Origin of the sequence: Cupriavidus sp. HPC(L) (assembly GCF_000307735.3) — a bacterium.
Classification (GTDB): Bacteria; Pseudomonadota; Gammaproteobacteria; order Burkholderiales; family Burkholderiaceae; genus Cupriavidus.
Map to the genome: position 1 here is coordinate 23,605 of NZ_AMPR02000013.1, position 22,492 is coordinate 46,096.

Annotated in this window: 17 protein-coding genes; 6 read left to right on the forward strand and 11 right to left on the reverse strand. The window is 68.2% G+C overall.

The annotated features are described in order from the left end of the window. Nucleotides 1–52: 52 nt before the first annotated feature. From B551_RS01745 to B551_RS01765, 5 genes are all read right to left on the reverse strand, one after another. On the reverse strand, nucleotides 53–1,009 hold the full coding sequence (locus B551_RS01745; protein WP_023263361.1) for a tripartite tricarboxylate transporter substrate binding protein: 957 nt from the start codon (nucleotides 1,007–1,009) through the stop codon (nucleotides 53–55). A 291-nt stretch (nucleotides 1,010–1,300) separates the two neighbouring features. Further along, complete coding sequence (locus B551_RS01750; protein WP_052511234.1) at nucleotides 1,301–2,611, reverse strand: MFS transporter; 1,311 nt, start codon at nucleotides 2,609–2,611, stop codon at nucleotides 1,301–1,303. A gap of 172 nt (nucleotides 2,612–2,783) precedes the next feature. Next, nucleotides 2,784–5,741 (reverse strand): c-type cytochrome, encoded by a 2,958-nt coding sequence (locus B551_RS01755; protein ID WP_043436832.1) that lies wholly within the window; start codon nucleotides 5,739–5,741, stop codon nucleotides 2,784–2,786. 56 nt (nucleotides 5,742–5,797) lie between these two features. After that, complete coding sequence (locus B551_RS01760) at nucleotides 5,798–6,307, reverse strand: (2Fe-2S)-binding protein (protein ID WP_006577604.1); 510 nt, start codon at nucleotides 6,305–6,307, stop codon at nucleotides 5,798–5,800. A gap of 127 nt (nucleotides 6,308–6,434) precedes the next feature. Next, nucleotides 6,435–7,613: an FAD-dependent monooxygenase gene (locus tag B551_RS01765; RefSeq protein WP_006577603.1), complete on the reverse strand. Its 1,179-nt coding sequence runs from the start codon at nucleotides 7,611–7,613 to the stop codon at nucleotides 6,435–6,437. 340 nt (nucleotides 7,614–7,953) lie between these two features. Between B551_RS01765 and B551_RS01770 the strand changes: the two genes are divergently transcribed. The 4 genes from B551_RS01770 to B551_RS01785 are packed head-to-tail and all read left to right on the forward strand — an operon-like array spanning nucleotide 7,954 to nucleotide 11,319. Continuing rightward, a complete protein-coding gene (locus B551_RS01770) occupies nucleotides 7,954–8,706 on the forward strand; it encodes a hypothetical protein (RefSeq protein ID WP_006577602.1) in 753 nt (250 codons plus the stop codon). A gap of 17 nt (nucleotides 8,707–8,723) precedes the next feature. Further along, the gene (locus tag B551_RS01775; protein ID WP_006577601.1) at nucleotides 8,724–9,554 is read left to right on the forward strand and encodes an alpha/beta fold hydrolase; all 831 of its coding nucleotides are present in this window, start codon (nucleotides 8,724–8,726) and stop codon (nucleotides 9,552–9,554) included. Between the two features lie 51 nt (nucleotides 9,555–9,605). After that, the gene (locus B551_RS01780) at nucleotides 9,606–10,697 is read left to right on the forward strand and encodes a hypothetical protein (protein ID WP_006577600.1); all 1,092 of its coding nucleotides are present in this window, start codon (nucleotides 9,606–9,608) and stop codon (nucleotides 10,695–10,697) included. Continuing rightward, nucleotides 10,687–11,319 carry an N-carbamoylsarcosine amidohydrolase gene (locus tag B551_RS01785; RefSeq protein WP_006577599.1) on the forward strand — a complete coding sequence of 211 codons (633 nt, stop codon included), beginning with the start codon at nucleotides 10,687–10,689 and terminating at the stop codon, nucleotides 11,317–11,319. Before B551_RS01780 ends, B551_RS01785 begins: the two co-directional genes overlap by 11 nt. Nucleotides 11,320–11,359: 40 nt before the next feature. Here the strand turns inward: B551_RS01785 and B551_RS01790 are convergent, their stop codons facing one another. Beyond that, complete coding sequence (locus tag B551_RS01790) at nucleotides 11,360–12,160, reverse strand: TetR/AcrR family transcriptional regulator (RefSeq protein ID WP_006577598.1); 801 nt, start codon at nucleotides 12,158–12,160, stop codon at nucleotides 11,360–11,362. A 139-nt stretch (nucleotides 12,161–12,299) separates the two neighbouring features. Between B551_RS01790 and B551_RS01795 the strand changes: the two genes are divergently transcribed. Then, nucleotides 12,300–14,669 (forward strand): molybdopterin cofactor-binding domain-containing protein, encoded by a 2,370-nt coding sequence (locus tag B551_RS01795; RefSeq protein ID WP_006577597.1) that lies wholly within the window; start codon nucleotides 12,300–12,302, stop codon nucleotides 14,667–14,669. Nucleotides 14,670–14,719: 50 nt separating this feature from the next. Here B551_RS01795 and B551_RS01800 read toward each other — a convergent pair whose 3' ends face one another. Continuing rightward, nucleotides 14,720–15,214 carry a MarR family winged helix-turn-helix transcriptional regulator gene (locus tag B551_RS01800; protein ID WP_006577596.1) on the reverse strand — a complete coding sequence of 165 codons (495 nt, stop codon included), beginning with the start codon at nucleotides 15,212–15,214 and terminating at the stop codon, nucleotides 14,720–14,722. Between the two features lie 178 nt (nucleotides 15,215–15,392). On the opposite strand from B551_RS01800, the gene B551_RS01805 reads away from it, so the two are divergent. Next, nucleotides 15,393–17,648 carry an ATP-binding protein gene (locus tag B551_RS01805; RefSeq protein ID WP_023263364.1) on the forward strand — a complete coding sequence of 752 codons (2,256 nt, stop codon included), beginning with the start codon at nucleotides 15,393–15,395 and terminating at the stop codon, nucleotides 17,646–17,648. 22 nt (nucleotides 17,649–17,670) lie between these two features. On the opposite strand, the gene B551_RS01810 is transcribed toward B551_RS01805, so the two are convergent. The 4 genes from B551_RS01810 to B551_RS01825 all read right to left on the reverse strand — a co-directional run bounded on the left by B551_RS01810 (nucleotide 17,671) and on the right by B551_RS01825 (nucleotide 22,458). Then, a complete protein-coding gene (locus tag B551_RS01810) occupies nucleotides 17,671–18,387 on the reverse strand; it encodes an ABC transporter ATP-binding protein (RefSeq protein ID WP_006577593.1) in 717 nt (238 codons plus the stop codon). Further along, nucleotides 18,384–19,184 carry an ABC transporter ATP-binding protein gene (locus B551_RS01815; RefSeq protein WP_006577592.1) on the reverse strand — a complete coding sequence of 267 codons (801 nt, stop codon included), beginning with the start codon at nucleotides 19,182–19,184 and terminating at the stop codon, nucleotides 18,384–18,386. Before B551_RS01815 ends, B551_RS01810 begins: the two co-directional genes overlap by 4 nt. Next, nucleotides 19,181–21,145 (reverse strand): ABC transporter permease, encoded by a 1,965-nt coding sequence (locus B551_RS01820; RefSeq protein WP_006577591.1) that lies wholly within the window; start codon nucleotides 21,143–21,145, stop codon nucleotides 19,181–19,183. The genes B551_RS01815 and B551_RS01820 overlap by 4 nt, the downstream gene beginning before the upstream one ends. A gap of 83 nt (nucleotides 21,146–21,228) precedes the next feature. After that, nucleotides 21,229–22,458: an ABC transporter substrate-binding protein gene (locus B551_RS01825; protein ID WP_006577590.1), complete on the reverse strand. Its 1,230-nt coding sequence runs from the start codon at nucleotides 22,456–22,458 to the stop codon at nucleotides 21,229–21,231. Nucleotides 22,459–22,492 lie beyond the last annotated feature (34 nt).

The window sequence follows — 22,492 nt, forward strand, 5'->3', positions numbered from 1 at the left end:
TTCTGGTTGTCTGGTTGTCTCGTTGTCTCGTTATCTGGTTGTCCGGCCGCGCTCAGTCGACCGTGATGTTGGCTTGCTTGACGACCTTGCTCCAGCGCTGGCTTTCGCCCTTGACGTAGCGGCCGAACTCTTCCGGCGTGCCGCCGCCGATGTTCAGGCCTTCCTGCTCGGCCCGCTTGCGGAACGACTCCGTCTGCACCGCCTTCTTCGCCGCCTCGTTCAACCGTGCAATCACCGCCGGCGGCGTACCGGCGGGGGCGAACAGCCCATACCAGCTGTCGGCGGCGTAGTTCGGCACCCCGCTCTCGGCAATTGTCGGCACCTTGCTCAGGCCCGGGGCCTGCGAACGCTGCGCCGTCGTCACCGCGACCGCGCGCAGCTTGCCGCTCTCCAGGTGCGGCGCCACCGCGGCCGCCGTGGCAAACATCATGTCGACCTGGCCGCCGAGCAGATCGGTGATCGCCGGGCCGGCACCGCGATAGGGGATATGGATCAGGTCGACCTTCGCCATGCTCTTGAACAGCTCGCCGGCCAGGTGGGCAGAGGTTCCCGCGCCCTGCGACGCATAGTTGAGCTTGCCGGGCTTCGCTCGCGCGGCGGCGATCAGGTCCTGCACCGTCTTGATCGGGCTGTCCGGCTTGACCACCAGCACATTGGGCGAGCGGCCCACCAGCATCACCGGCGTGAATGCCTTGTCGGTGTCGAACGGCAGCTTGCGGTGCAGGCTCGGATTGACGGCATGGGCAATGGTGGCCATCACCAGCGTGTAGCCATCGGGCGCGCTCTTGGCGACCGCCTCGGTGCCGATGATGGTGCCGCCGCCGGGCTTGTTGTCGATGATCACCGGCTGGCCAAGGTCCTCGCTCATCGTGACGCCCATGGCACGCGCGATCAGGTCGGTGCCGCCGCCGGGCGCAAACGGCACGACCATGCGGATCGGCTTGTCGGGGTAAGCCGCCAACGACGGCGCGGCGGCGGCCATCGTCAACGAGATGGCGGCGGCCGCCATGGCAACACGTCGGAAGAATCCGGTGCGGGTGCAATGCATGTCTGTCTCCTGAAGATGGGAGCGCCTTGGCAGCCGGAACGACCGCAGCGGCGCGCTTTCTTGTTGGTGACAGCTTAGGGCCTGCGACGCTGGCTCACACCCCCGCAATTCCACTGCATGGAATGATCCGCCGGCCCACGACGGACATCGGCGGACGTAAAAAAGCCCGGCGAAGGCGAGGACCTTCACCGGGCCGCGGCCGGGCAATGGGGCCGAGCACGCCGCAGCGCCCCGGCCAACATTGCCGCGCGCCTATCGATTGACCGTCTTCGCCGGCATCGCCAGCACCAGCAGGCAGCTCCCCAGCAGGCACACCGCGAACAGGATCAGGCCGGCGCTCGGACTGTGGAACGTGTCTTTCATCCACCCCAGCAGATAGGTCGCCGCAAACCCGCCGAGGTTGGCGATCGAGCAGGCCAGCGCAATGCCGGCGGCCGCCGCGGTACCGCTGAGGAAGGTCGAAGGCAGGCACCAGAACACCGGGAACGTTGCCACGATGCCGACGTTGGCCAGCGTCAGCAGCGCCAGCGTCGCGCCGGTATGGCCGGTGACGAAGGTACTGGCGACGAGCCCGACGGCGCCGAACAGCACCGGCACCACGATATGCCAGCGGCGTTCGCGGGTCCGGTCCGAGTGTGCGCCGTTGATCAGCATGGCGACCACCGCCACGGCATGCGGAATCGCGGTCAGCAGGCCGATATGCAGCGGGCTGGCAACGCCGGAATCGCGGATGATGGTCGGCATCCAGAAGCCGATCGAGTACGTCCCCATCAGCAGGCACATGTCGATCACGCCGAGCATCCAGACGCGGCGATCGGTGAAGGCTGCCTTCAGCGAATGCTGGTTCTCGACCAGCACGTCGGCTTCGAGATTGCGTTGCAGCGTGCGTTTCTCGCCGGCATCGAGCCATTTCGCCGAGTCGATATTGTTCGGCAGATAGAAGAACACCATCACGCCGAGCAGCACCGAGGGCAGCGCCTCGAGGAAGAACAGCCATTGCCAGCCGGCATAGCCGTAGACGCCGGCAAACGCCGTCATGATCCAGCCCGAGATCGGGCTGCCGATCATGCTGGCCAGCGGCAGCCCGATCATGAACAGCGCGATGATCTTGCTGCGGCGATGCGTGGGATACCAGTAGGTCAGATACAGCAGCACGCCGGGCAGGAAGCCTGCTTCCGCCGCACCCAACAGGAATCGCACGATATAGAACTGCGTCGGCGTGGTGACGAACATGGTCGCGCCCGACAGCAGGCCCCAGGTCACCATGATGCGGGCGATCCAGATGCGTGCCCCGACCTTCTGCAGCACCAGGTTGCTCGGCACCTCGAACAGGATATAGCCGACGAAAAACAGGCCGGCGCCCAGGCCGTAGACGGTCTCGCTGAACTTCAGGTCGTCGAGCATCTGCAGCTTGGCCAGGCCGACGTTGATCCGATCCAGATAGGCGGCCAGATAGCACAGACAGAAGAACGGAATCAGACGCCATGTCACCTTGCGGTAGACATCCGGTTCCGTCGTTGGGGCCAGCACGCCGGCCGTTCCTTGAGGGTACTGATACGACATCTTCGCTCCTTGCTTGGTCTACCTTCGGGTGCTGGCGTCAACACCGTCCCCGCCTCGGCGTCGATGACGCAAGGTGCGGAGTCGGCGTGACTGGGGTCCGATGCAGTGCGTGCCGCATCGTGATCGGGAATGTCTTCGGAAGCGCTGGCGGGTGGCGGCGACCTCGTCGAACTTATTGCGCGCCGTGGCCGGCGGCGGACGCGCTGCCGCGTATTCGCGCCACCGCCTGGTCGACGCCCTGCCAGGCCGGCTTGTCCGGCGCAAAGCGGGCGCGCAGGTAGTGCACCAGTTCGGCGACCTGCTTGTCATCGAAGCTGTCGGCAAAGCCGGGCATTTCGCCCAGCGCATTCGATGGCGGCGCCGGAATGCCCTTCAGCACGGCCTGGATCACGTTGTCCGGCTTGTCGCCATGCAGATTGGTATTCAGTGCCAGCGACGGCTTGACGCCGAACATCGGCACGCCCTGGTCGGACTGGTGGCAGACCGCGCAGGCGCTCTGGTAGAGCCGGTCGGCGGGTCCGGTCATCGTGCGGGCCAGTGTCGCGCTGCGCTGCTCCAGCGCGCGCGCCTGCCGGTCCAGCGCGGCGGCATCCGGCGGCGGCGCGTTGAACGATGCGACGTAGTGCGCGATCGCGCGGACGTCGCTCTCGGGCAATTGCGCGAGTTCTTCGACGACCGGCGCCATCGGCCCGGCCGCCGCGCCATGGCGCGCGGAGTAGCCCGTGCGCAAATACTGGAACAGGTCTTCCTCGGTCCAGGGAATCGGCGAGCGCGACAGCGCGGTCAATGCCGGTGCTTCCCATCCTTCGGCCTCGCCGCCGGTCAGGTAGGCGCGGCCGCCCTTTTCCGCGCCAAACGCATTGCGCGGCGAATGGCATGCGCTGCAGTGTCCCAACCCTTCGGCCAGATACGCGCCGCGATTCCATTGCAACGAGCGCGACGGGTCGGGCTGGAACGGCTCGTTGCGATGGAACAGCAGGTTCCAGCCCGCCATCAGCGGCCGCAGGTTGAAGGGGAACGCGAGCGCGGTCTCCGGCGCCTGCGACAGCACCGGTTCGGCCGACATCAGATAGGCGTACAGCGCACGCATGTCGCCGTCGCTGATCTTCGCGAACGCGGTGTAGGGGAAGGCCGGATACAGCCGGCGTCCATCGCGATGGATGCCTTCGCGCATCGCGCGCTCGAACGCGGCATACGACCAGTTGCCGATGCCGGTGTCGACATCGGGCGTGATATTGGTGCTGTAGATCGTGCCAAACGGCGTCTCCAGCGGCAGGCCGCCGGCATTCCTGGCGCCGTTGGGCGCGGTGTGGCAGACCGCGCAGTCGCCGGCCGCGGCCACCAGGCGGCCGCGTTCGATGGTCGCGGCGGAATAGAAGCCCGGCTCGGGGGGCGCAACGGGCGCGATCGCAGATCGCCATGGCATCACGGTGGCGCACAGCCCGGCGATGGCCGCGCCGGCCGCAAGCAGCCAATTGCGTTTGCGCCTTGCCGGCCGGTCCTCCGCGCATTCGCCGGCGAGGGCCAGGCGCACGCGTTCGCCGCTGAACGGCGGCTCGCGCAGGCGCACGCCGGTGGCGTCGAAGATGGCGTTGGCGATCGCGGCGGCGGCGGGCAGCGTCGCGGCGGCACTGCCGCGCAGACCCGCGGTCGTCGTCAGGCCGCCGACGACGCGGACCTCGGGAGGCAGCGTGCCAACCGTCGCGGGCAGCGCGGTGGCGGCATCGGGCGCAACGTGCCAGCTGTCGAACGACGGCGCCGGCGCGGTCAATCGGCGCGTCGCCTCCGCAATATCGTGTTCCAGCGCCGGCGCAGGGGCCCGCCCGCCACGGGACGGAGGCGATGGTGTGGATTCGCCGCTGTCATGGCCCAGCGTGACTCGTGTCACGCTGACTTCGCCGCTGAACGCATCCACCTCGACGTCGGCGACCCACGCCGCCCAACTCTGCATCGGCTGCTCGCCATCGGCGTCGAGCACGCTGGCGTAGGCGAAGCCGCGCCCGCGGCGAACGCCTGCCGACGCGTCGCGAGTAGCGGCGCGCAGCGCAGGGGTCTGCCATGCGGCCTGCAGCGCGACCTGCCGAACCAGTGCCGCGCCTCGCTCGTCCTGCAGATGGTTCAGACGCAGCGCGACCGGATCGACGCCGGCCAGCGCGGCCGCTTCGTCCAGATGCGACTCGCGCGCGAAGACCTGCGCAACGGCGCCTGCCAATGGATTGACGGCGAGGGCAGCGGTCGGGTGCGCCGTGTCCGTTGACACGGCTTCCAGATGGTCGATCCAATACGGCGGCACCAGCGCGGCGTCATCGTCCACGCGGATATCCGACAGCGCGGACGGCGTACCGGTCTGGAGCGAGGCCAGCGGCCGGGACTCCACGGGCATTGGCGTGGCCGTGACCTGATAGGCGGAGATGGCGACCACATTGCCGGCCGGGTCGCCACCGTTCGTGGCACTCGCGATGCGGGTCTCGATCCATCCGGCAGCATCGTCGAACGCGGCGGCATCGAAGCGAACCAGCACCGGCCCACCGACGGCCTGCGCCAGCAGCGCGGCATCGGCGGCCGCATGGTGGGACACGCTCGCCCCCGCCGCGCCGCCGGCCATATCGACCATATCGGCGCCCTCGTGCCAGCAGACCAGCGTGACGGCGGTTTCGGCAATATCGAGCAGCTTCGCCAGTTCGGCGCGCAGCGCACCGGGCCGGCTGTCCGGCAGCCAGACCCGCAGCTCGCCTTCGCGCCAGTCGGCGATCGCGGTGGCCGCGGGCGGCGCGATGCCGGCCAGCGGCCAGCGATAGGTTTGTTCGAGCCGCGAGGGCGCGGCGGCAAGCGCCGAGGCTGCGTCGCCATGCGAAGCCACGATGCGACGCCGGCGCGGAACGCGCTGGTCGGCACGTCCGCCGGCATCCGACCATACCGGCCGCAACGCGGCGGCACCGGCGGCAGCCTGCTCCGGGGAGCGCGCCACCACGGCGAGGAAGTTGCCGCGCGCGACCACCGCGACCACATCGGGCACCGCGCGTGCCGCCTCGGCATCGAAAGCGCGCAGCCTCACACCGAGCGGACCGCGGGGCCGGACGACTTCGCCGAACAGCCATTGTTCGCGCGCGGGCGGCGGACGGACCGGCATCGTCACGGCCGCGCCTTCAGAAAGTTCGCCGCTACCCGGCACCTTGGCCAGATCGTTCATCGGCGCTCCGCCTGTGCGCGGGCCTGCCGCAGCAAGTCCGCGGCGCGCCTGACCGCGCGGACGATCTCGACGTGCGTGCCGCAGCGGCACAGATTGAAGCGCAGCGCCTCGCGAATCTGTTCGTCGGTGGGGTCGGGATGCGTCGACAGGAAGGCCTTGGCGGTCATGATCATGCCGTTCAGGCAGTAACCGCACTGGGCCGCCTGTTCATCGATGAAGGCTTGCTGCACCGGATCCAGCCGCTCGCCCTGCGCAAGGCCTTCCAGCGTGGTGACCGCGTGCCCCACCGCGGCCCTGACCGGCACCACGCAGGAACGCGCCGCCACGCCGTCGATCAGCACCGTGCAGGCCCCGCACTGGCCCAGCCCGCAGCCATACTTGGGCCCGTTGCATTCCAGGTCGTTGCGCAGGATATAGAGCAGCGGCGTCGCGGGGTCGGCGCAGACCGATCGCTCGGTGCAATTGACGTTCAGCGCGAGCTGGCTGGGGGGGCGGGACACGCTCATGGGGCTGGCTTGGCTTGGGGGCGGCAATGCGAAGTTGCCGCGCCTCCGGGATTCACGGTTCATCTGCGGCCGAACCGCGCCGGCCGCATCGCACCGGCGGGCCCGAGGACCCGCGCAAGGCCTGCGCTCAGGCCGCTGCGGCTGCGGTTGCCGTGCTGGCTGCCGCCGGGACGGCGGGCTCGACCAACGGCACCTCGAACACATCGTAGCCGAAGCACCAGTCGGGATTCTCGTTGGTGCGCAGCCAGGTGTTCTCGTGCGAGACCCGTTGCACCCTGCCGGCGCGCTCGGCGCGGTTCGCCTCGTACAACGCAAAGGTCGTGCCGAAGTCATCGAGCCCGGCTTCGACGAAGCAGCGCGTCAGCATCGCGGCGTCCTCGATCGCCATCGCCGCGCCCTGCGCCATGTGCGGCTTCATCGGATGGCAGGCGTCTCCGAGCAATACCAGACGGCCGCGGCTCCACAGCGGCAGCGGATCGCGCTCCAGCAAAGGCCACTTGGTGACCTCGACCGTGCCTTCGATCAGCGACTGCACGCCCTGGTGCCAGCCATCGAACGCGGCGCGCATCTCCTCGATGCTGCTCGGCAGCCAGCTCTTGCTCATGTCCCAGGTGGGCTCGGGCACGCCGGTCACGTAGTAGATCTCGTCGAGCTTGCTCGTATCGAAGTAGACCATCATGTGGCGATCGTCGGACCACCACTTGGTGCAGCGGTCGTGCGTGAAGCCCTTGACGCGCGAAATCGGGAACACCGCGCGGTGCGCGATGTAGCCGGTGTACTTGGGCGGCTCGGCGCCCAGCAGCGTTTCGCGGATCTTCGAATTGACGCCGTCGGCGCCGATCACGATATCGGCCTCTTCGACGGTGCCATCGGCGAAGCTCAGGCGCACCACGTCGCCCAGATCCTCGACCTGCGTCAGCTTCTTGTCGAACAGCAGCGTGCCGGGCGCGACCGCATCGGTCAGCAGCGCATGGAAGTCGCCGCGGTGCACGGTCAGATAGGTGGCGCCATAGTGCGACACCGCGTAGTCGCCCAGCGGGATCTGCGCGATCACCTCGCCGGTCTCCCAGTCGCGGCTGTACCAGTAATCCGGATGGCAGCCCATCGCATTGAGTCCGTCCTCGATGCCGATCCTGCGCATGATCTTCATCACGTTGGGCCCGACATGGATGCCGGCGCCAAGCCGCGAGAACGCCGGGGCCTGCTCATAGAGCCTGACGTTGAAACCCTGACGCTGCAGCAGCGCCGCCGCGGCCGTTCCTCCCAGTCCTGCACCGATCACGGCGATACGAGGTTTGCCTTGCACGTTTTTCTCCTGGCCATCACTTCCAATCAAACACGGTCCGCGCCGGCCGCGGCCAGCGATTTGAATTGAGTGTACACACCATATTTTTGTGCGTAAAGGCGGATTGCCCGGACTCAGTGTAATCCCTAGGTATCGACGTGCCTGTAACGTTGCAATGCGCAGAAAGCGTGAAATCAAGCACCATTCTCGTCCTTCGTTCGTTGAGTGCTTACTAAAATGGTGCATTCGGCACGGCGTCGGATCTGGTTGTAGTAATACAGTGTGTACACTACAATGGTCCGACACACGCGCAAGACGGCTCGCCGTAGCGCCCCTCTATACCGACAAAACGGAGTCGACAGTGCAGAAAGTCTTCCGGATCGGCCAGATCGTGCCGAGCTCCAACACCACCATGGAAACCGAGATCCCTGCGATGCTGGCGGCGCGCCAGCTGGTGCGGCCGGAACGCTTCACGTTCCATTCGAGCCGGATGCGGATGAAGACGGTCAGGAAGGAGGAACTCGCCGCGATGGACGCCGAATCGGACCGCTGCGCGATCGAGCTCAGCGATGCGCGCGTCGACGTGCTCGGCTACGCCTGCCTGGTCGCGATCATGTCGATGGGGCGTGGCTATCACCGCGTGTCCGAGGAGCGGCTGCAGTCGCGCACCGCCGAGAACGACGGCACCGCGCCGGTGGTGACCAGCGCCGGCGCGCTGGTCAACGCGCTGAAGGTGATCGGCGCCAAACGCATTGCGCTGGTCGCGCCGTATATGAAACCGCTGACCGAGCTGGTGGTCGACTACATCCGGAACGAAGGCTACGAGGTCGTCGACTGGCGCGCGCTGGAGATCCCCGACAACCTGGAAGTGGGCCGCCACGATCCGAACCGCCTGCCGGCCATCGTCGCGCAGATGAATACGGGCGATGTCGATGCCGTGGTGCTGTCGGCCTGCGTGCAGATGCCGTCGCTGCCGGTGGTCGAGAAGGTCGAGGCGATGACCGGCAAGCCGGTGATCACCGCGGCGATCGCGACGACCTATGCGATGCTGAAGGCGCTGGACCTGGAGGCGGTGGTGCCGGGCGGCGGCACGCTGCTGTCGGGCGCGTACTGAGCCGCGCGGAGACAGCCATGACGACCTCCTTTCTCTACGGCGCCAACGTCTTCGCCAACGGCATCCGCCAGCACTACCTGCGCTACGGCGGCCCTGGCGAGGGCCGCGAGGCGCGCGACCCGGTCATCGTCGTGCCGGGCATCACCAGCCCGGCCGTGACCTGGGGCTTCGTCGGCGAACACTTCGGCCGCCAGTTCGACACCTATGTGCTCGATGTGCGCGGCCGCGGCCTGTCCGAAGCGGGCGAGGCGCTGGACTACAGCCTCGATGCACAGGCGGCGGACGTGATCGCCTTCGCCGAGGCGCTGGGCCTGAAGCGCTACAGCGTGGTCGGCCATTCGATGGGTGCGCGCATCGGGCTGCGTGCGGCGCGCGCGAAGCCGGCCGGCCTGGTTCGCCTGGCCATGATCGACCCGCCGGTGTCTGGCCCTGGCCGCCGGCCCTACCCCTCGCAACTGCCCTGGTATGTCGATTCGATCCGGCTGGCGCGCCGGGGCATCGATGTCGACGGCATGCGCGCGTTCTGTCCGACCTGGACGGAGGCGCAGTTGCGGCTGCGCGCCGAATGGCTGCATACCTGCGACGAGCGCGCGGTGGTGGCGAGCTTCGACGGCTTCCACCAGGACGACGTGCATGCCGACATGCCGCATGTCGCCGTGCCGGCGCTGCTGATGGTCGCGGGCCGCGGCGACGTGATCCGCCCGGAAGACGTCGAGGAAATCCGCGGCCTGATGCCACAGCTGCAGGTCGCGCGCGTGCCCGACGCCGGCCACATGATTCCGTGGGACGACGAGGCTGGCTTCTATCGCGCCTTCGGCGATTTCCTCGGCGCGCCGCTGCAGGCATGAGCGCGCCGCGACTCATCACCGACTCACCGATTCACCGAGCAAGGAGAACGCATGCCGGTAAGCGATCATGATCTGACGCAGGCCTGGAAGCAGGTGCTGACGCTGTCGAAGCTGCAGCCGGGCCAGAGCGTCACGGTGCTGACCAGCGCCGCCACGCATCCACAGACAATGCGCACCGCGCTGCTGGCGGCCTCGTCGATGGGCGCCATCGTCAACCGGCTGGACCTGCCGCCGGTCAATGCCGAGAAGGCGCTGAGCCGGGATTCGCTGGCGTATCTGGGCACCACGCCGCTGACCGGCAATCCGGCCGCGATCGCGGCGCTGAAGGCCAGCGACCTGGTGCTCGACCTGATGACGCTGCTGTTCTCGCCCGAGCAGCACGAGATCCTCGCCACCGGCACGAAGATCCTGCTGGCCGTCGAGCCGCCCGAGGTCTTGGTGCGGCTCGTGCCGACGGAAGCGGACCGCGCCCGCGTGCGCGCGGCCACGGCGCGGCTGTCGCGGGCGCGGGAGATGCATATCGTCTCCGACGCCGGCACCGACCTGCGCTGCGCGCTCGGCGAATTCCCGGCGATCAGCGAGTACGGCTTCGTCGACGAACCCGGCCGCTGGGACCACTGGCCCAGCGGCTTCGTGCTGACCTGGCCCAACGAGGGCGGTACCAACGGCCGCATCGTGCTCGATCGCGGCGACATCCTGCTGCCGATGAAGTCCTATCTGCAGGCGCCGATCGATATCACCGTCGAGAACGGCTATGTCACGTCGATCGACGGCGAGCTCGACGCCGAGCTGCTGGCCGACTACATGGCCTCGTTCAACGACCCGGAGGCCTATGCGATGTCGCATATCGGCTGGGGCCTGCAGCCACGGGCGCGCTGGTCCACGCTGGCGATGTACGACCGCGAGGCCACCATCGGCATGGACGCGCGCGCCTACGAGGGCAACTTCCTGTGCTCGTTCGGCCCGAACAACGAGGCCGGCGGCAGCCGCACCACCGCCTGCCACATCGACATTCCGGTGCGTCATTGCACCGTCAGCCTCGATGGCGAGACGGTGGTGGAACGTGGCCGCGTGATGGATGGCGGCGGGCCGATGCAGCAAGCCTTCGATTATCGAACCGATGGAGCCAGACATGCAGGATGAAGTGTCGACGTACCAGCGCCAGGGCTTTGGCGCGACCATGGAGATCGCCGCGCCGTTCGGCCTGCTGATCATCGACTTCGTCAATGGCTTCGCCGATCCGGCGGTGTTCGGCGGCGGCAATATCCCGCAGGCAATCGCCAACACCGGGCCGCTGCTGGCGGCCGCGCGCGAGCAGCGCTGGCCGATCGCGCATACGCGCATCGTCTTTGCCGACGACGACGCCGACCGCAATGTCTTCACGCAAAAGGTGCCGGGCATGCTGACGCTGAAGGAGGCCAGCCACGACAGCGCGATCGTGCCCGAGTTGGCGCCGCGCGACGGCGAGCTGGTGGTGCGCAAGACGGTACCGTCGGCGTTCTTCGGCACGTCGCTGGCGGCCTGGCTGGCGCACCGCGGCGTGCGCACGCTGCTGGTGGCGGGCTGCGTGACCAGCGGCTGCGTGCGTGCCAGCGTCGTCGACGCGATGTCGTACGGCTTCCGCCCGCTGGTGCTGTCCGATTGCGTCGGCGATCGCGCGCTGGGGCCGCATCAGGCCAATCTGTTCGATATGGAGCAGAAGTACGCGACCGTGATGCCGTGCGACGAGGCGCTGGCCGCGATCGCCGCGGCGCAGGCCCGTTAAGGCTTCGACGAGAAGCGCGAGACCGCCGATGCGCCCCGCTTCAACCGGCCGCCGCCACGCGGGCGCTCTGCCCGCTCTTGATCGCGGTCTTGTTCGCGGTCTTGCGCGCCGGCTTGCGCGCGGCCTTGACCGGTTGCGAAGCCGCCAGCGGTTCCTCCACAGCGGCCTGCTCCGCGGCAATGGCCGGCCGGCAGACCGCGTTCAGCACGGTGTGCTGCATCACGTCGCGCCAGTGCTCGAGCGCGGGCTTGCTCATCATCGGCTCGCCGAGGAAGGCGCTGAGCGTATGGTGGTTCGAGTTGTAGAAGTAGCCGAGCGAGGCAATCACCAGATAGATGTCGCGGGCGCCTACCTCCGGCCGGAAATGGCCGCTGGCCTTGCCCCTCTCGAGCACGCCGTCGAGAACCGACAGCGCGTAGCTCGAGATTTCCTTGAGCCGGCCGGACTTCTTCGCATGGCGGCCCTGGCTGATATTCTCGCTGGTCAGGATCGCGACGAACTCGGGGTGGTCCAGGTAGTAGTGCCAGACGAAATCGGTCAGCTGCATCAGCGCGCGCACCGGATTGTCCGGATCGAGCTCCAGCGCCTGCTCGGCCTCGTTCAACTGCGTGTAGATGGTCTCGAGCACTTCGACGAACAGCTTTTCCTTGCTGCCGAAGTAGTAGTAGATCATCCGGTCGTAGGTCTTGGCGAGCGACGAGATCCGCTCGACCCGCCCACCGTCGTAGCCGCGCTCGGCGAACACCTTGATGGCCGCCTTCAGGATCTTGGCGCGCGTATCCTGGGCTTGCCGGGCCCGCGTGCCGGCCGCTGCCCTGGTTTTTGCCGTCGCGGTGGTCATGTCGTCGGTTGCGAGGATCTGGCGTTGCGAAGCTGCCAGTATAACTGTCGAAGGTGCGGGCGGCCGCGGGCCCTGCCGGCCGCACAAGGCCATGTCGAGGTCATGGCGGCGCGTCCGCCATCGAAGGGAAACCAAGCCAATGCCGATGCACGACGATGACTCTCCGCGGGCTCTGAGAAGGGCGCTGGCGCAGGCCAGCGGCGTGCTGCTGATCACGCGCGCCGCGCAGGCCGCGCCCAAACCGGCGCCCGGCCAGCCCGGCGCTGCGTCCGACTATGTACCGGCGCTGCCCGATGTCTTCGTCGCGGTGCGCGCGGACGGCGAGGTGCTGGCCTTCAATGGCCACGTCGATCTGGGCACGGGTATCCGCACCGCGCTCGCGCAGATCGTCGCCGAGGAGCTGGACGTGCCGCTCGCTTCGGTCCGCATGGTGCTCGGGCATACCGATGCCACGCCGAACCAGGGCCCGACCATCGCCAGCGCAACGATCCAGATTTCCGCGCAGCCGCTGCGCCGCGCCGCGGCGCAGGCGCGCGCGTTCCTGCTGGCGCGTGCCGCCGAGCGCCTCGGTGTGTCGGCCAACAGCCTGTTCGTCGACGACGGCCGCATTCGGGCCCGTCAGCCGGCCCGACCTGGCAACGATACCCCGGCCGAAACGGGCCTGGACTACGGTGCGCTGCTCGGCGACGATCACGTCGAACTGCCGCTTGCCGACGAGGTCGCGACCAAGCCGGCCAGCGCCTATCGCGTGGTCGGCAGGGCCGCGCCGCGCGTCGATATTCCGGCCAAGGCCACCGGCGCGCTGACCTTCGTCCATGACGTGCGCGTGCCCGGCATGCTGCATGGGCGAGTGATCCGTCCCCCGTATGCGGGGCGCGATGCCGGCGACTTCGTCGGCCGCAGCCTGGTCTCGGTGGATCGGGACTCGATCCGCGACGTGCCGGGCGTGGTCGACGTCGTGACGATCGGCGATTTCGTCGGCGTGGTCGCGCAGCGCGAGGAGCAAGCCATCGAAGCAGCGCGCCGGCTGCGCGTGCATTGGCGCGCCGTGCCGCCGTTGCCGCCGCTGGAGGACCCCGAGCCGGCGCTGCGCGCCAATCCGGCCAAACGGCGCGCGCTGCGCGCGGAGGACCAAGCCGCTGGGGCGCGGAGGCAAGCCGCCGCCACGCTGAAGCGCAGCTATGTGTGGCCTTACCAGATGCATGCATCGATCGGGCCGTCCTGCGGCGTGGCTGAGTGGCGCGACGGCGAGGGCAACGACGGGCGCGGCAGCACGCTGACGGTCTGGTCCGGCACGCAGAATCCGCATGTGCTGCGCATTGACCTGTCGCGCCTGACCGGCCTCGACGAAGGCCGGATCGAGATCGTGCGGATGGAGGCGGCCGGCTGCTATGGCCGCAACTGCGCCGACGATGTCTGCGCCGACGCGGTGCTTCTGTCCCGCGCGGTAGGCCGGCCAGTGCGCGTGCAGCTGTCGCGCGAGCAGGAACATCTGTGGGAGCCGAAGGGCGCCGCACAGCTGATGGACGTGCAGGGCACGCTGGGCGCCGACGGCGCGCTGCTGGGCTACGACTTCGTCAGCCGCTATCCGTCGAATGACGCGCCGACGCTGGCGCTGCTGCTGACCGGCACCGTCGATCCGGCGCCGCGCATGCTGGAAATGGGCGACCGCACCGCGGTACCGCCCTACGACTACGCGCGAACCCGCATCGCCTGCGACGATACGCCGGCCATCGTCCGCGCGGCCTGGCTGCGCGGCGTGTCGGCGCTGCCCAATACCTTCGCGCACGAGTCCTTCATCGACGAACTCGCGCACGAGGCCGGCGCTGACCCGCTGGCCTTCCGGCTGCGCCACCTTCGCGACGAGCGCGCGGCCGAGCTGCTGAGTGCTGTCGCCAACGAAGCGCTGTGGCGCGAGGGGCAGCGCGGTACGCGCGGCACGCCCGATGCCGATGGCAAGCTGCGCGGCCGCGGCATCGCCTATGCCCGCTATATCCACAGCAAGTTTCCCGGCTTTGGCGCGGCCTGGTCGGCGTGGGTCGTCGATCTGGAGGTCGAGCCCGACAGCGGCAGCATCCGCGTGCTGCGCGTGGTGGTCGGCCAGGACACCGGCATGATGGTCAACCCCGACGGCGTCCGCCATCAGGTGCATGGCAATGTGGTGCAGACCCTCAGCCGCGCGCTGAAGGAGCAGGTGCGCTTCAACGCGGACGGCGTGGCAAGCCGCGAATGGGGCAGCTATCCGCTGCTGACGTTCCCGGAGCTGCCGCCGATTTCGGTGGTATTGATGCCGCGCCAGCACGAGGCGCCGCTGGGCGCCGGCGAATCGGCTTCGCTGCCGGGTGCGCCGGCACTGGCCAATGCGCTGTTCGATGCCACCGGCCTGCGGCTGCGCCGGCCGCCCTTCACGCCGGAATCGTTGCGGGCGGCGTTGGCGGAAGCGGCAGCGAACGGAGCATCGTCGTCCCCGCGAATGCGGGGACCCAGTGTCTCTGCTCTTGCCGGTTGAAAGCCGCTGGGTCCTGCCTGCGCGGGAACGACAACCACCGCGTTCGAACCTTACGCCCCCGGCTCCCGCTCGTCGAACTCGCTCATCTTCTTGAGCAGATAGGTGATCGCAACGCGTTCGGCAGGATTCAGGTCGCCGAAGGTCTGCTCGGTGATCTGGTGCGCGAACGGGATGGTCTCGTCGATCAGCGCCAGCCCCGCCGGCGTGACAGTGACCACTACCTTGCGCCGGTCGCTCGGATCGTGCGACACCGCGATCAGCTCGCGCGCCTTCAGCCGCTCGATGATGCCGCGCACCGTGGCCTGGTCGATTGCCGTGGCGCGCACGATCTCGCTGAGCGAGCACGATTGCCGCTCCTTGACCGCGCACAGCACGACGAACTGCGCCGCGGTCAGCTGCGAATCGGGAATGGTCTGCTGGAAAATCGCGACATGCCGCTGATAGGCCCGCCGCAGCAGGTGGCCGACCTGATCGGTGAAATCGTAGGAAGGTACCGGCGTCTTGTTCTTGTTGGATGACGAGGTGGACACTTTGCGTGGCGGCATCGGTGGGAGTGTTGCGCAGAGTATATCGGGCACGGCCTCGCTACGGGGCCTTCGCCGCCGCTTTCCGCCCGGCATCCACAGGCATTTCGTCCCCGTCGCCGAGCAATTTGACCGTGCCCGCACGCGCGCGCAGTATCATGGGGCCTTCTCCACGACGCAGCGCGCCCACACCGTTCCCATGTCAGCCGTCATCCCGGGGCATCTGGCCAAGCCCGATCCCTCGCACATGGTCCGCTTTTACGACGAGGACTCGATCCTTCTCGCGGACGTGCGCGAGTTCGCCGACGAGGCCTTGCGCTGTGGCGGCAGCGCGATCCTGATCGCCACCGAGGAACATCTGGACGCCCTGCTGCCGCTGCTGAGCGGCCTCGGTCCGGGACGGGACGATCGGCCCTGGTACACCGGCAATCTGATCACGCTGCCAGCGCAGGCGACGCTGGACCGCTTCATGGTCGACGGATGGCCGGACGAACAGCGCTTTCTGGCGAGCGTCGGCGAGCTGGTGGCCGCGGAAGCGCGGCGTGCCCCACCGCTGCACGCGTTCGGCGAGATGGTCGCGCTGCTGTGCGAGCAAGGCATGCACGACGCCGCGCTGCGGCTCGAGGAACTGTGGAACGATCTGATCCGGCGCCACGGCTTCAGGCTGCTGTGCGCGTATCCGCATCGGGTGTTCGCCAGCGACGAGCAGGCGCGGCACTTCCGCTGCGTCTGCGACGTCCACACCCACTTCTACGCCACCGCCGCTGGCAAGGCACCGGATATCGCCGACAGCACGCTGCGCGCCGCGGTATGGCAGCAGAAGGCGCTGGCGCTGGAGAACGAGGTCAAGCGGCTGCGCGAGGCCGAATCGACGTTGCGTCGGCGCGAGATCGAGCTGACCGACTTCCTCGACAATGCCGCCGAGGGCGTGCATCGCGTCGCGGCGGACGGCACCATCCTGTGGGCCAACCGGGCCGAACTGGAGATGCTGGGCTATCGCTACGACGAGTATGTGGGACGCCCGATCACCGACTTCCACGTCGATGCGGCGGTGATCGAGGACATTCTGGACAGCCTGAAGGCCGGCGAGACGCTGTACGACCAGCCCGCCCGGCTGCGCTGCAAGGACGGCAGCATCAAACCCGTGCTGATCCATTCGAACGGCTGCTTCGAGGACGGCAAGCTGCGCTATACGCGCTGCTTCACGCGCGACGCCAGCGACCGCGTCGCGCGCGAGCTCGCCGAGCAGCAGCGCGAACGCCTGCTGCGCGAACTGGAGCGCGCCAGCCAGGCCAAGGACGAATTCCTGGCGATGCTGGGGCACGAGCTGCGCAATCCGCTGTCGCCGATCGTGACCGCGCTGCAGCTGATGCGCATGCGCGGTTCCACCGAGACCCAGCGCGAACGGGCCATCATCGAGCGCCAGGTCGATCATCTGGTGCGGCTGATCGACGATCTGCTCGACGTCTCGCGCATCACGCGCGGCAACATCGAACTGAAGATCGAGACGGTTCAACTTGCCGACGTGCTGACCAAGGCCGTCGAGATGGCGAGCCGGCTGCTGGAGCAGCGCAGCCATCGGCTGTCGTTCGAAGTGGACCGCTCGCTGGTCTGGCAAGGCGACCCGGTGCGGCTGGCGCAGGCGGTCGCCAATCTGCTGACCAACGCCGCGCGCTATACCGATATCGGCGGCGAGATCCAGCTGTCGGCACGGCACGATGACGAAGGAAACGAGGTCGGCGCGGGCCGCACGGACGGCACGAATGGCACCAATGGCACCAATAGCACCAGTGGCACCATCGTGATCCAGGTACGCGACAACGGCATCGGCATCGCCGCGGAAATGCTGCCGCATCTGTTCGAGCTGTTCTATCAGGGCCCGCGCAAGATCGACCGCCAGGAGGGCGGGCTCGGCATCGGCCTGGCGCTGGTCAAGAATCTGGTCGAGTTGCACGGCGGCAGCGTGTCGGCCACCAGCGCAGGGCCGGGCCACGGCAGCGAATTCACGATCCGGCTGCCCGCGGCCGCCAGCGCCGAACTGGTCGCCGCGGCGCACCGCGAGGAGCCGGCCGCCGCGGTGGCGCAAGCCGATGCGCGCCGCGTGCTGCTGGTCGACGACAACGTCGATTCGGTGCAGGCGCTGGCGCAGTTGCTGACGGCCTACGGCCATCACGTCGAAGTGGTCTACGACCCAGTCTCGGCGCTGCGCATCGTCGAACGTTTTGCGCCCGACGTCGCGGTGCTCGACATCGGCCTGCCGGTGATGGACGGCTACGAGCTGGTGCGGCGGCTGCGCGAGGCGCTGGGCGACCATCCGTGCCGCTTCGTCGCCCTGACCGGCTACGGGCAGGAAACCGACCGCGATCGCAGCAAGGCTGCCGGCTTCGGCCAGCATCTGGTCAAGCCGGTCAGCCCCGATGGGCTGCTGCGGCTGATCGAGGACGGTGGGCGCTGAGTCCAGCCTGGTCCAGCTGCCGCTATACCGCCAGGTACTCGCGCCGCACCGCGTCGTTGGCGGCCAGCTCCGGCATGGTGCCGTGATAGCGGATGTGGCCGTTCTCCAGCACATAGGCGCGATCGCTGACCAGTTCGGCGAAATGCAGGTTTTGCTCGGACAGCAGAATCGCCATGCCCTCGCGCTTGAGCGCCAGGATCATGTTGGCCATCTGCTCCACGATTACCGGTGCCACGCCTTCGGACGGCTCGTCGAGCAGCACCAGATACGGATTGCCCATCAGCGTGCGCGACACCGTCAGCATCTGCTGCTCGCCGCCGCTCATCTGCCCGCCCGGACGGTTCGGCATCTCGCCGAGATTGGGAAACAGCGAGAACAGCTTCTGCGGCGTCCATTCGACCGCATCGGCACGCGGCGGCTGCCTGCCGATCTCCAGGTTCTCCATCACCGTCAGGTCGGTGAAGATGCGGCGGTCCTCGGGCACGAAGCCCATGCCCATGCGGCTGATCTGGTACGGCTTGGCGCGCGCGAGATCCCGGCCGCGAAAGCGGATGCTGCCGTGCGCGCGATCGAGCAGCCCCATCAGCGCCTTCATCGTGGTCGACTTGCCGGCGCCGTTGCGGCCCATCAGCGCGACCACCTCGCCGCGCCGCACTTCCAGCCCGACGTCGAACAGGATATGCGCGCGGCCATAGAAGGCATTGAGGCCGCTCACTTCCAACAGCGTGTCGGCGCTCATGCCGAGCCCTCCTGCGTCTGTGCCGATCGGTGGTGTCCGGCCCGGCTTTCGAAGGTCTTGCCGGTGCCAAAATACACCTCGCGCACCTTCGCATCGTTGCGGATCGTCTCGCCATCGCCCTCGGCGATCAGCTGGCCGCGCGCCAGCACGATCATCCGGTCCGCATAGGCAAACACGACGTCCATGCTGTGCTCTGTGAACAGCACCGACAGCTGGTGGCGCTCGACCAGCCGCCTCGTCAGCGCCATCAGCGCACGGCGCTCCTCGGGCGCCATGCCGGCGGTCGGCTCGTCCATCAGCAGCAGCCGCGGCCGGTTGGCCAGCGCGATCGCCAGCTCGACGCGCTTGACGTCGCCATAGGCCAGCACGCCGCAGGCGCGCTCGGCCTGGCTGGCCATGCCGACCTGTTCGAGCAGCGCCATCGCCTCGTCGCGATAGTGTCCGCGCACCGGCCGCCACAGCTGGAACAGCTTGCGCTCGCGCGACAGGATCGCCATCTGCACGTTCTCGACCACCGTCATCGAGCCGAAGGTCGCGGCAATCTGGAAGGTCCGTCCAACGCCGAGCCGCCAGATATCGCGCGGCCGCATGCCGGCGATCTCGTGCCCGTCGAAACGGATCGAGCCCTGGTCCGGCTTCAGCTGGCCATTCAGCATGTTGAAGCAGGTCGATTTGCCGGCCCCGTTGGGGCCGAGTAGCGCCAGCAGCTGGCCGGCCGGCAGGTCGAACGACACGTCGCTGACCGCCTTGACGCCGCCGAACGCCTTGCCCAGATGTCTGACTTGCAGCAGCGTCATGCCGGCTCCTTCAGCGAGGGGGATTGCCACGGCGAGGGGGCAGCACCTGGCGCACCAGCGGCCGGCTCGGCCTCGGCAGGCTCCGTCTCGCGCACGAAGCGCTTGCGCAGCGAGCCGACGATGCCGGCCGGGAACAGGATCACCAGCAGCAGCATGGTGGCGCCCAGCAGCGCCCGCCAGTATTCGGTTTCGCGCGCGATGGTGTCGTGCAGCCAGGTAAATACCGAGGCGCCGACCAGCGGCCCGGCCAGCGTCTGCACGCCGCCGAGCAGCACCATCACCAAGCCGTCGACCGAGCGGCCGACGCTGATCGCCTCGGGCGAGATGCTGCCCTTCGAATAGGCGAACAGCACGCCGGCCATGCCGCAGAACAGGCCGGCGATGGCAAACGCCACCCACTGCACGCGCTTGACGTCGATGCCGATCGCCTCCGCGCGCAGCGCCGAATCGCGGCCGGCGCGCATCGCGTAGCCGAACGGTGCAAAGAGGATGCGACGCAGCGCCAGCACGCACAGGCAGCACAGCCCCATGGTGAGGTAGTAGAAGGCGGTCGGCGAGGACAGCCAGCCGGCCGGCCACACGCCGAGCAGACCGTTGCTGCCGCCGGTGAAGCCGTCCCACTGGTAGATCACCGACCAGACGATCTGCGCGAAGGCCAGCGTCAGCATCGCCAGATAGGTGCCGGACAGCCGCACGCAGAACCAGCCGAACACGATCGCGCCGGCGCAGGCCACCAGCGGCGCCAGCAGCAGCGTGCTCTCCATCGGCAGCTGCCACTTGGTCAGCAGCAGCGCGGCCGCATAGGCCCCCAGGCCGAAGTAGGCGGCATGGCCGAACGAATGCAGTCCGCCCGGGCCCATGATGAAGTGCAGGCTGGCGGCGAACAGCACCGCGATCAGGATTTCGACCAGCAGCACCGTCAGGTACGGATAGGTTTGCGCCAGCAGCGGCACCGCCAGCAGCGCCGCGATCGTCAGCGCGCCGGCGAGCTTGACGGCTCTGCCGGGCGCGCGCAGCGGCGCCTCCAGCTCGGCGCCGTTGCGCGAGGGCGCCTGCGGCTTGCCCAGCAGCCCCCATGGGCGCACCACCAGGATCACCGCCATCACCAGGAACTCGACCACCAGCGTCATCCTGGTCAGCGCGATCTCGACGCCGCCGAACGACACCGTGCCGAGCGCGATGCACAGCGCCTTGATTTCGGCGATCAGCAGTGCAGCCAGGAAGGCGCCGGGAATCGAGCCCATGCCGCCGACCACGACGACGACGAAGGCGCTGCCGATGGTCTCCAGATCGAGCGCGAGGTTGGCCGGCACGCGCGGACCCTGCAGTGCGCCCGCCAGGCCCGCGAGAAAGCAGCCGAGTGCGAACACGCCGGTGAACAGCCAGGCCTGATTGATGCCGAGCGCGCCGACCATCTCGCGGTCCTGCGTCGCCGCGCGCAGCCGCGTGCCCCAGCGCGTGCGTGTCAGCAGCAGCCACAGCAGGCCGAGCACCAGCGGGCCGATCGCAATCAGCACCAGATCGTATTGCGGGAAGCGCTGGCCCAGTATTTCCACCGCGCCGCTCAGGCCCGGCGCGCGCGGACCGAACAGATCCTCGGGCCCCCAGACGAACAGCGCCGCATCCTTGATCACCAGCACCAGCGCAAAGGTCGCCAGCAGCTGGAACAGCTCCGGCGCCTGATAGATGCGCCGCAGGATCACGCACTCGACCAGCGCGCCGATCGCGGCGACCAGCAGCGCGGACACCAGCACGCCGCCCCAGAAGCCCGCGGCGGTCTCGCCAATGCGGCTGACCACCGTATAGGACAGGTAGATGCCCAGCATGAAGAACGAGCCGTGCGCGAAATTGACGATGCGCGTGACGCCGAATATCAGCGACAGCCCGGCGGCCACCAGGAACATCGTCGAGGCTTCGGCCAGGCCGTTCAGCAACTGGGCCAGCAAGCTTGTCAGTGTCATGTGTCGACTCCAGCCGGGACGCGCCGGCCTTGTTGCATCCGCCTAGTGCATCGGCCTAGTGCATCCGCCTGATTGCATCTTGCTTATTTCGCCGGCCGCATCGCCTTCACTTCGGCGTCGGTGGGCTGGACCTTGGCGCCGTCGACGTAGACGAACGAGGTCATCACGCCCTTGCCGTCGCGCACGCCGGTGCGCCCGACATAGGCGCCCATCGTCGATTGATGGTCCTGCGGGCGGTAGACGATCTGCCCCATCGGCGTGTCGACGCGCAGGCCCGAGAACGCGGCCGCGAGCTTGTCGCTGTCGGCGGTGCCGGCCTTCTGCAGCCCGGCCGCGATCGACTTGACCGCGGCGTAGCCGACCACCGAGCCGACGCGCGGCGTGTCGTTGAATTTCTTGCGATAGGCCTCGACGAACTTCTTGTTCTCGGGCGTATCGATCGCGTACCACGGATAGCCGGTCACGATCCAGTTCTTCGGCGCCTCGCTGCGCAACGGATCGAGGTATTCCGGCTCGCCGGTCAGCAGCGACACCACCTCGCGGCCCTCGAACAGGCCGCGCGTATTGCCTTCGCGCACGAACTTGCCGAGGTCGGCGGCGAACAGCACGTTGAAGATCGCATCGGGCTTGGCGTCCGCCAGCGCCTGCACCACCGAGCCGGCGTCGACCTTGCCCAGCGGCGGCGCCTGCTCGGCGACGAACTCGACATCGGGCTGGGCCTGCTTCAGCAGCTTCTTGAAAGTGGCGACCGCCGACTGGCCGTACTCGTAGTTGGGATAGACGATGGCCCAGCGCTTCTTCTTCAGCTTGGCCGCCTCGGGCACCAGCATCGCGACCTGCATATAGGTCGACGGACGCAGCCGGTAGGTGTACTGGTTGCCGTTCTGCCAGACGATCTTGTCCGTCAGCGGCTCGGCGGCCAGGAAGAACACGCGCCGCTGCTTGGCATAGTCGGTCAAGGCGAGGCCGGTATTCGACAGGAAGCCGCCGAACAGCAGCGCGACGCGCTCGCGCGCCACCAGTTCTTCCGCGACCCGCACCGAGTCTCCCGGGTTACCGTTATCGTCGCGCGAGACCACTTCCAGCTTCTTGCCGAGCACGCCTCCCGCCGCATTGACCTCCTCGACCGCCATCTCCCAGCCGCGCTTGTACGGCTCGAGGAACGCCGGCTGTGCCTTGTAGCTGTTGATCTCGCCGATCTTGATGGTGTTCTGCGCCAGCGCCGCGGCGCTGCCGAGCAGCGCCGACACGGTGACTGCCACGGCGGCGGTGGCGCGGCGCAGTCGTCGTTGGGGGCGGATTCGGTTGGGCATCGTTCTTCCTTTGCTGAAGCGGGTCGCCGGTAGG

Bases quoted from the DNA above. Each gene is read 5' to 3' on its own strand.
- B551_RS01775 (WP_006577601.1), top strand. From the start codon at position 8,724: ATGACGACCTCCTTTCTCTACGGCGCCAACGTCTTCGCCAACGGCATC.
- B551_RS01800 (WP_006577596.1), bottom strand. From the start codon at position 15,214: ATGCCGCCACGCAAAGTGTCCACCTCGTCATCCAACAAGAACAAGACG.
- B551_RS01780 (WP_006577600.1), top strand. From the start codon at position 9,606: ATGCCGGTAAGCGATCATGATCTGACGCAGGCCTGGAAGCAGGTGCTG.
- B551_RS01755 (WP_043436832.1), bottom strand. From the start codon at position 5,741: ATGCCGGTCCGTCCGCCGCCCGCGCGCGAACAATGGCTGTTCGGCGAA.
- B551_RS01795 (WP_006577597.1), top strand. From the start codon at position 12,300: ATGCCGATGCACGACGATGACTCTCCGCGGGCTCTGAGAAGGGCGCTG.
- B551_RS01790 (WP_006577598.1), bottom strand. From the start codon at position 12,160: ATGACCACCGCGACGGCAAAAACCAGGGCAGCGGCCGGCACGCGGGCC.
- B551_RS01760 (WP_006577604.1), bottom strand. From the start codon at position 6,307: ATGAGCGTGTCCCGCCCCCCCAGCCAGCTCGCGCTGAACGTCAATTGC.
- B551_RS01810 (WP_006577593.1), bottom strand. From the start codon at position 18,387: ATGAGCGCCGACACGCTGTTGGAAGTGAGCGGCCTCAATGCCTTCTAT.
- B551_RS01750 (WP_052511234.1), bottom strand. From the start codon at position 2,611: ATGTCGTATCAGTACCCTCAAGGAACGGCCGGCGTGCTGGCCCCAACG.
- B551_RS01785 (WP_006577599.1), top strand. From the start codon at position 10,687: ATGCAGGATGAAGTGTCGACGTACCAGCGCCAGGGCTTTGGCGCGACC.
- B551_RS01805 (WP_023263364.1), top strand. From the start codon at position 15,393: ATGTCAGCCGTCATCCCGGGGCATCTGGCCAAGCCCGATCCCTCGCAC.
- B551_RS01825 (WP_006577590.1), bottom strand. From the start codon at position 22,458: ATGCCCAACCGAATCCGCCCCCAACGACGACTGCGCCGCGCCACCGCC.
- B551_RS01820 (WP_006577591.1), bottom strand. From the start codon at position 21,145: ATGACACTGACAAGCTTGCTGGCCCAGTTGCTGAACGGCCTGGCCGAA.
- B551_RS01745 (WP_023263361.1), bottom strand. From the start codon at position 1,009: ATGGCGGCCGCCGCCATCTCGTTGACGATGGCCGCCGCCGCGCCGTCG.
- B551_RS01815 (WP_006577592.1), bottom strand. From the start codon at position 19,184: ATGACGCTGCTGCAAGTCAGACATCTGGGCAAGGCGTTCGGCGGCGTC.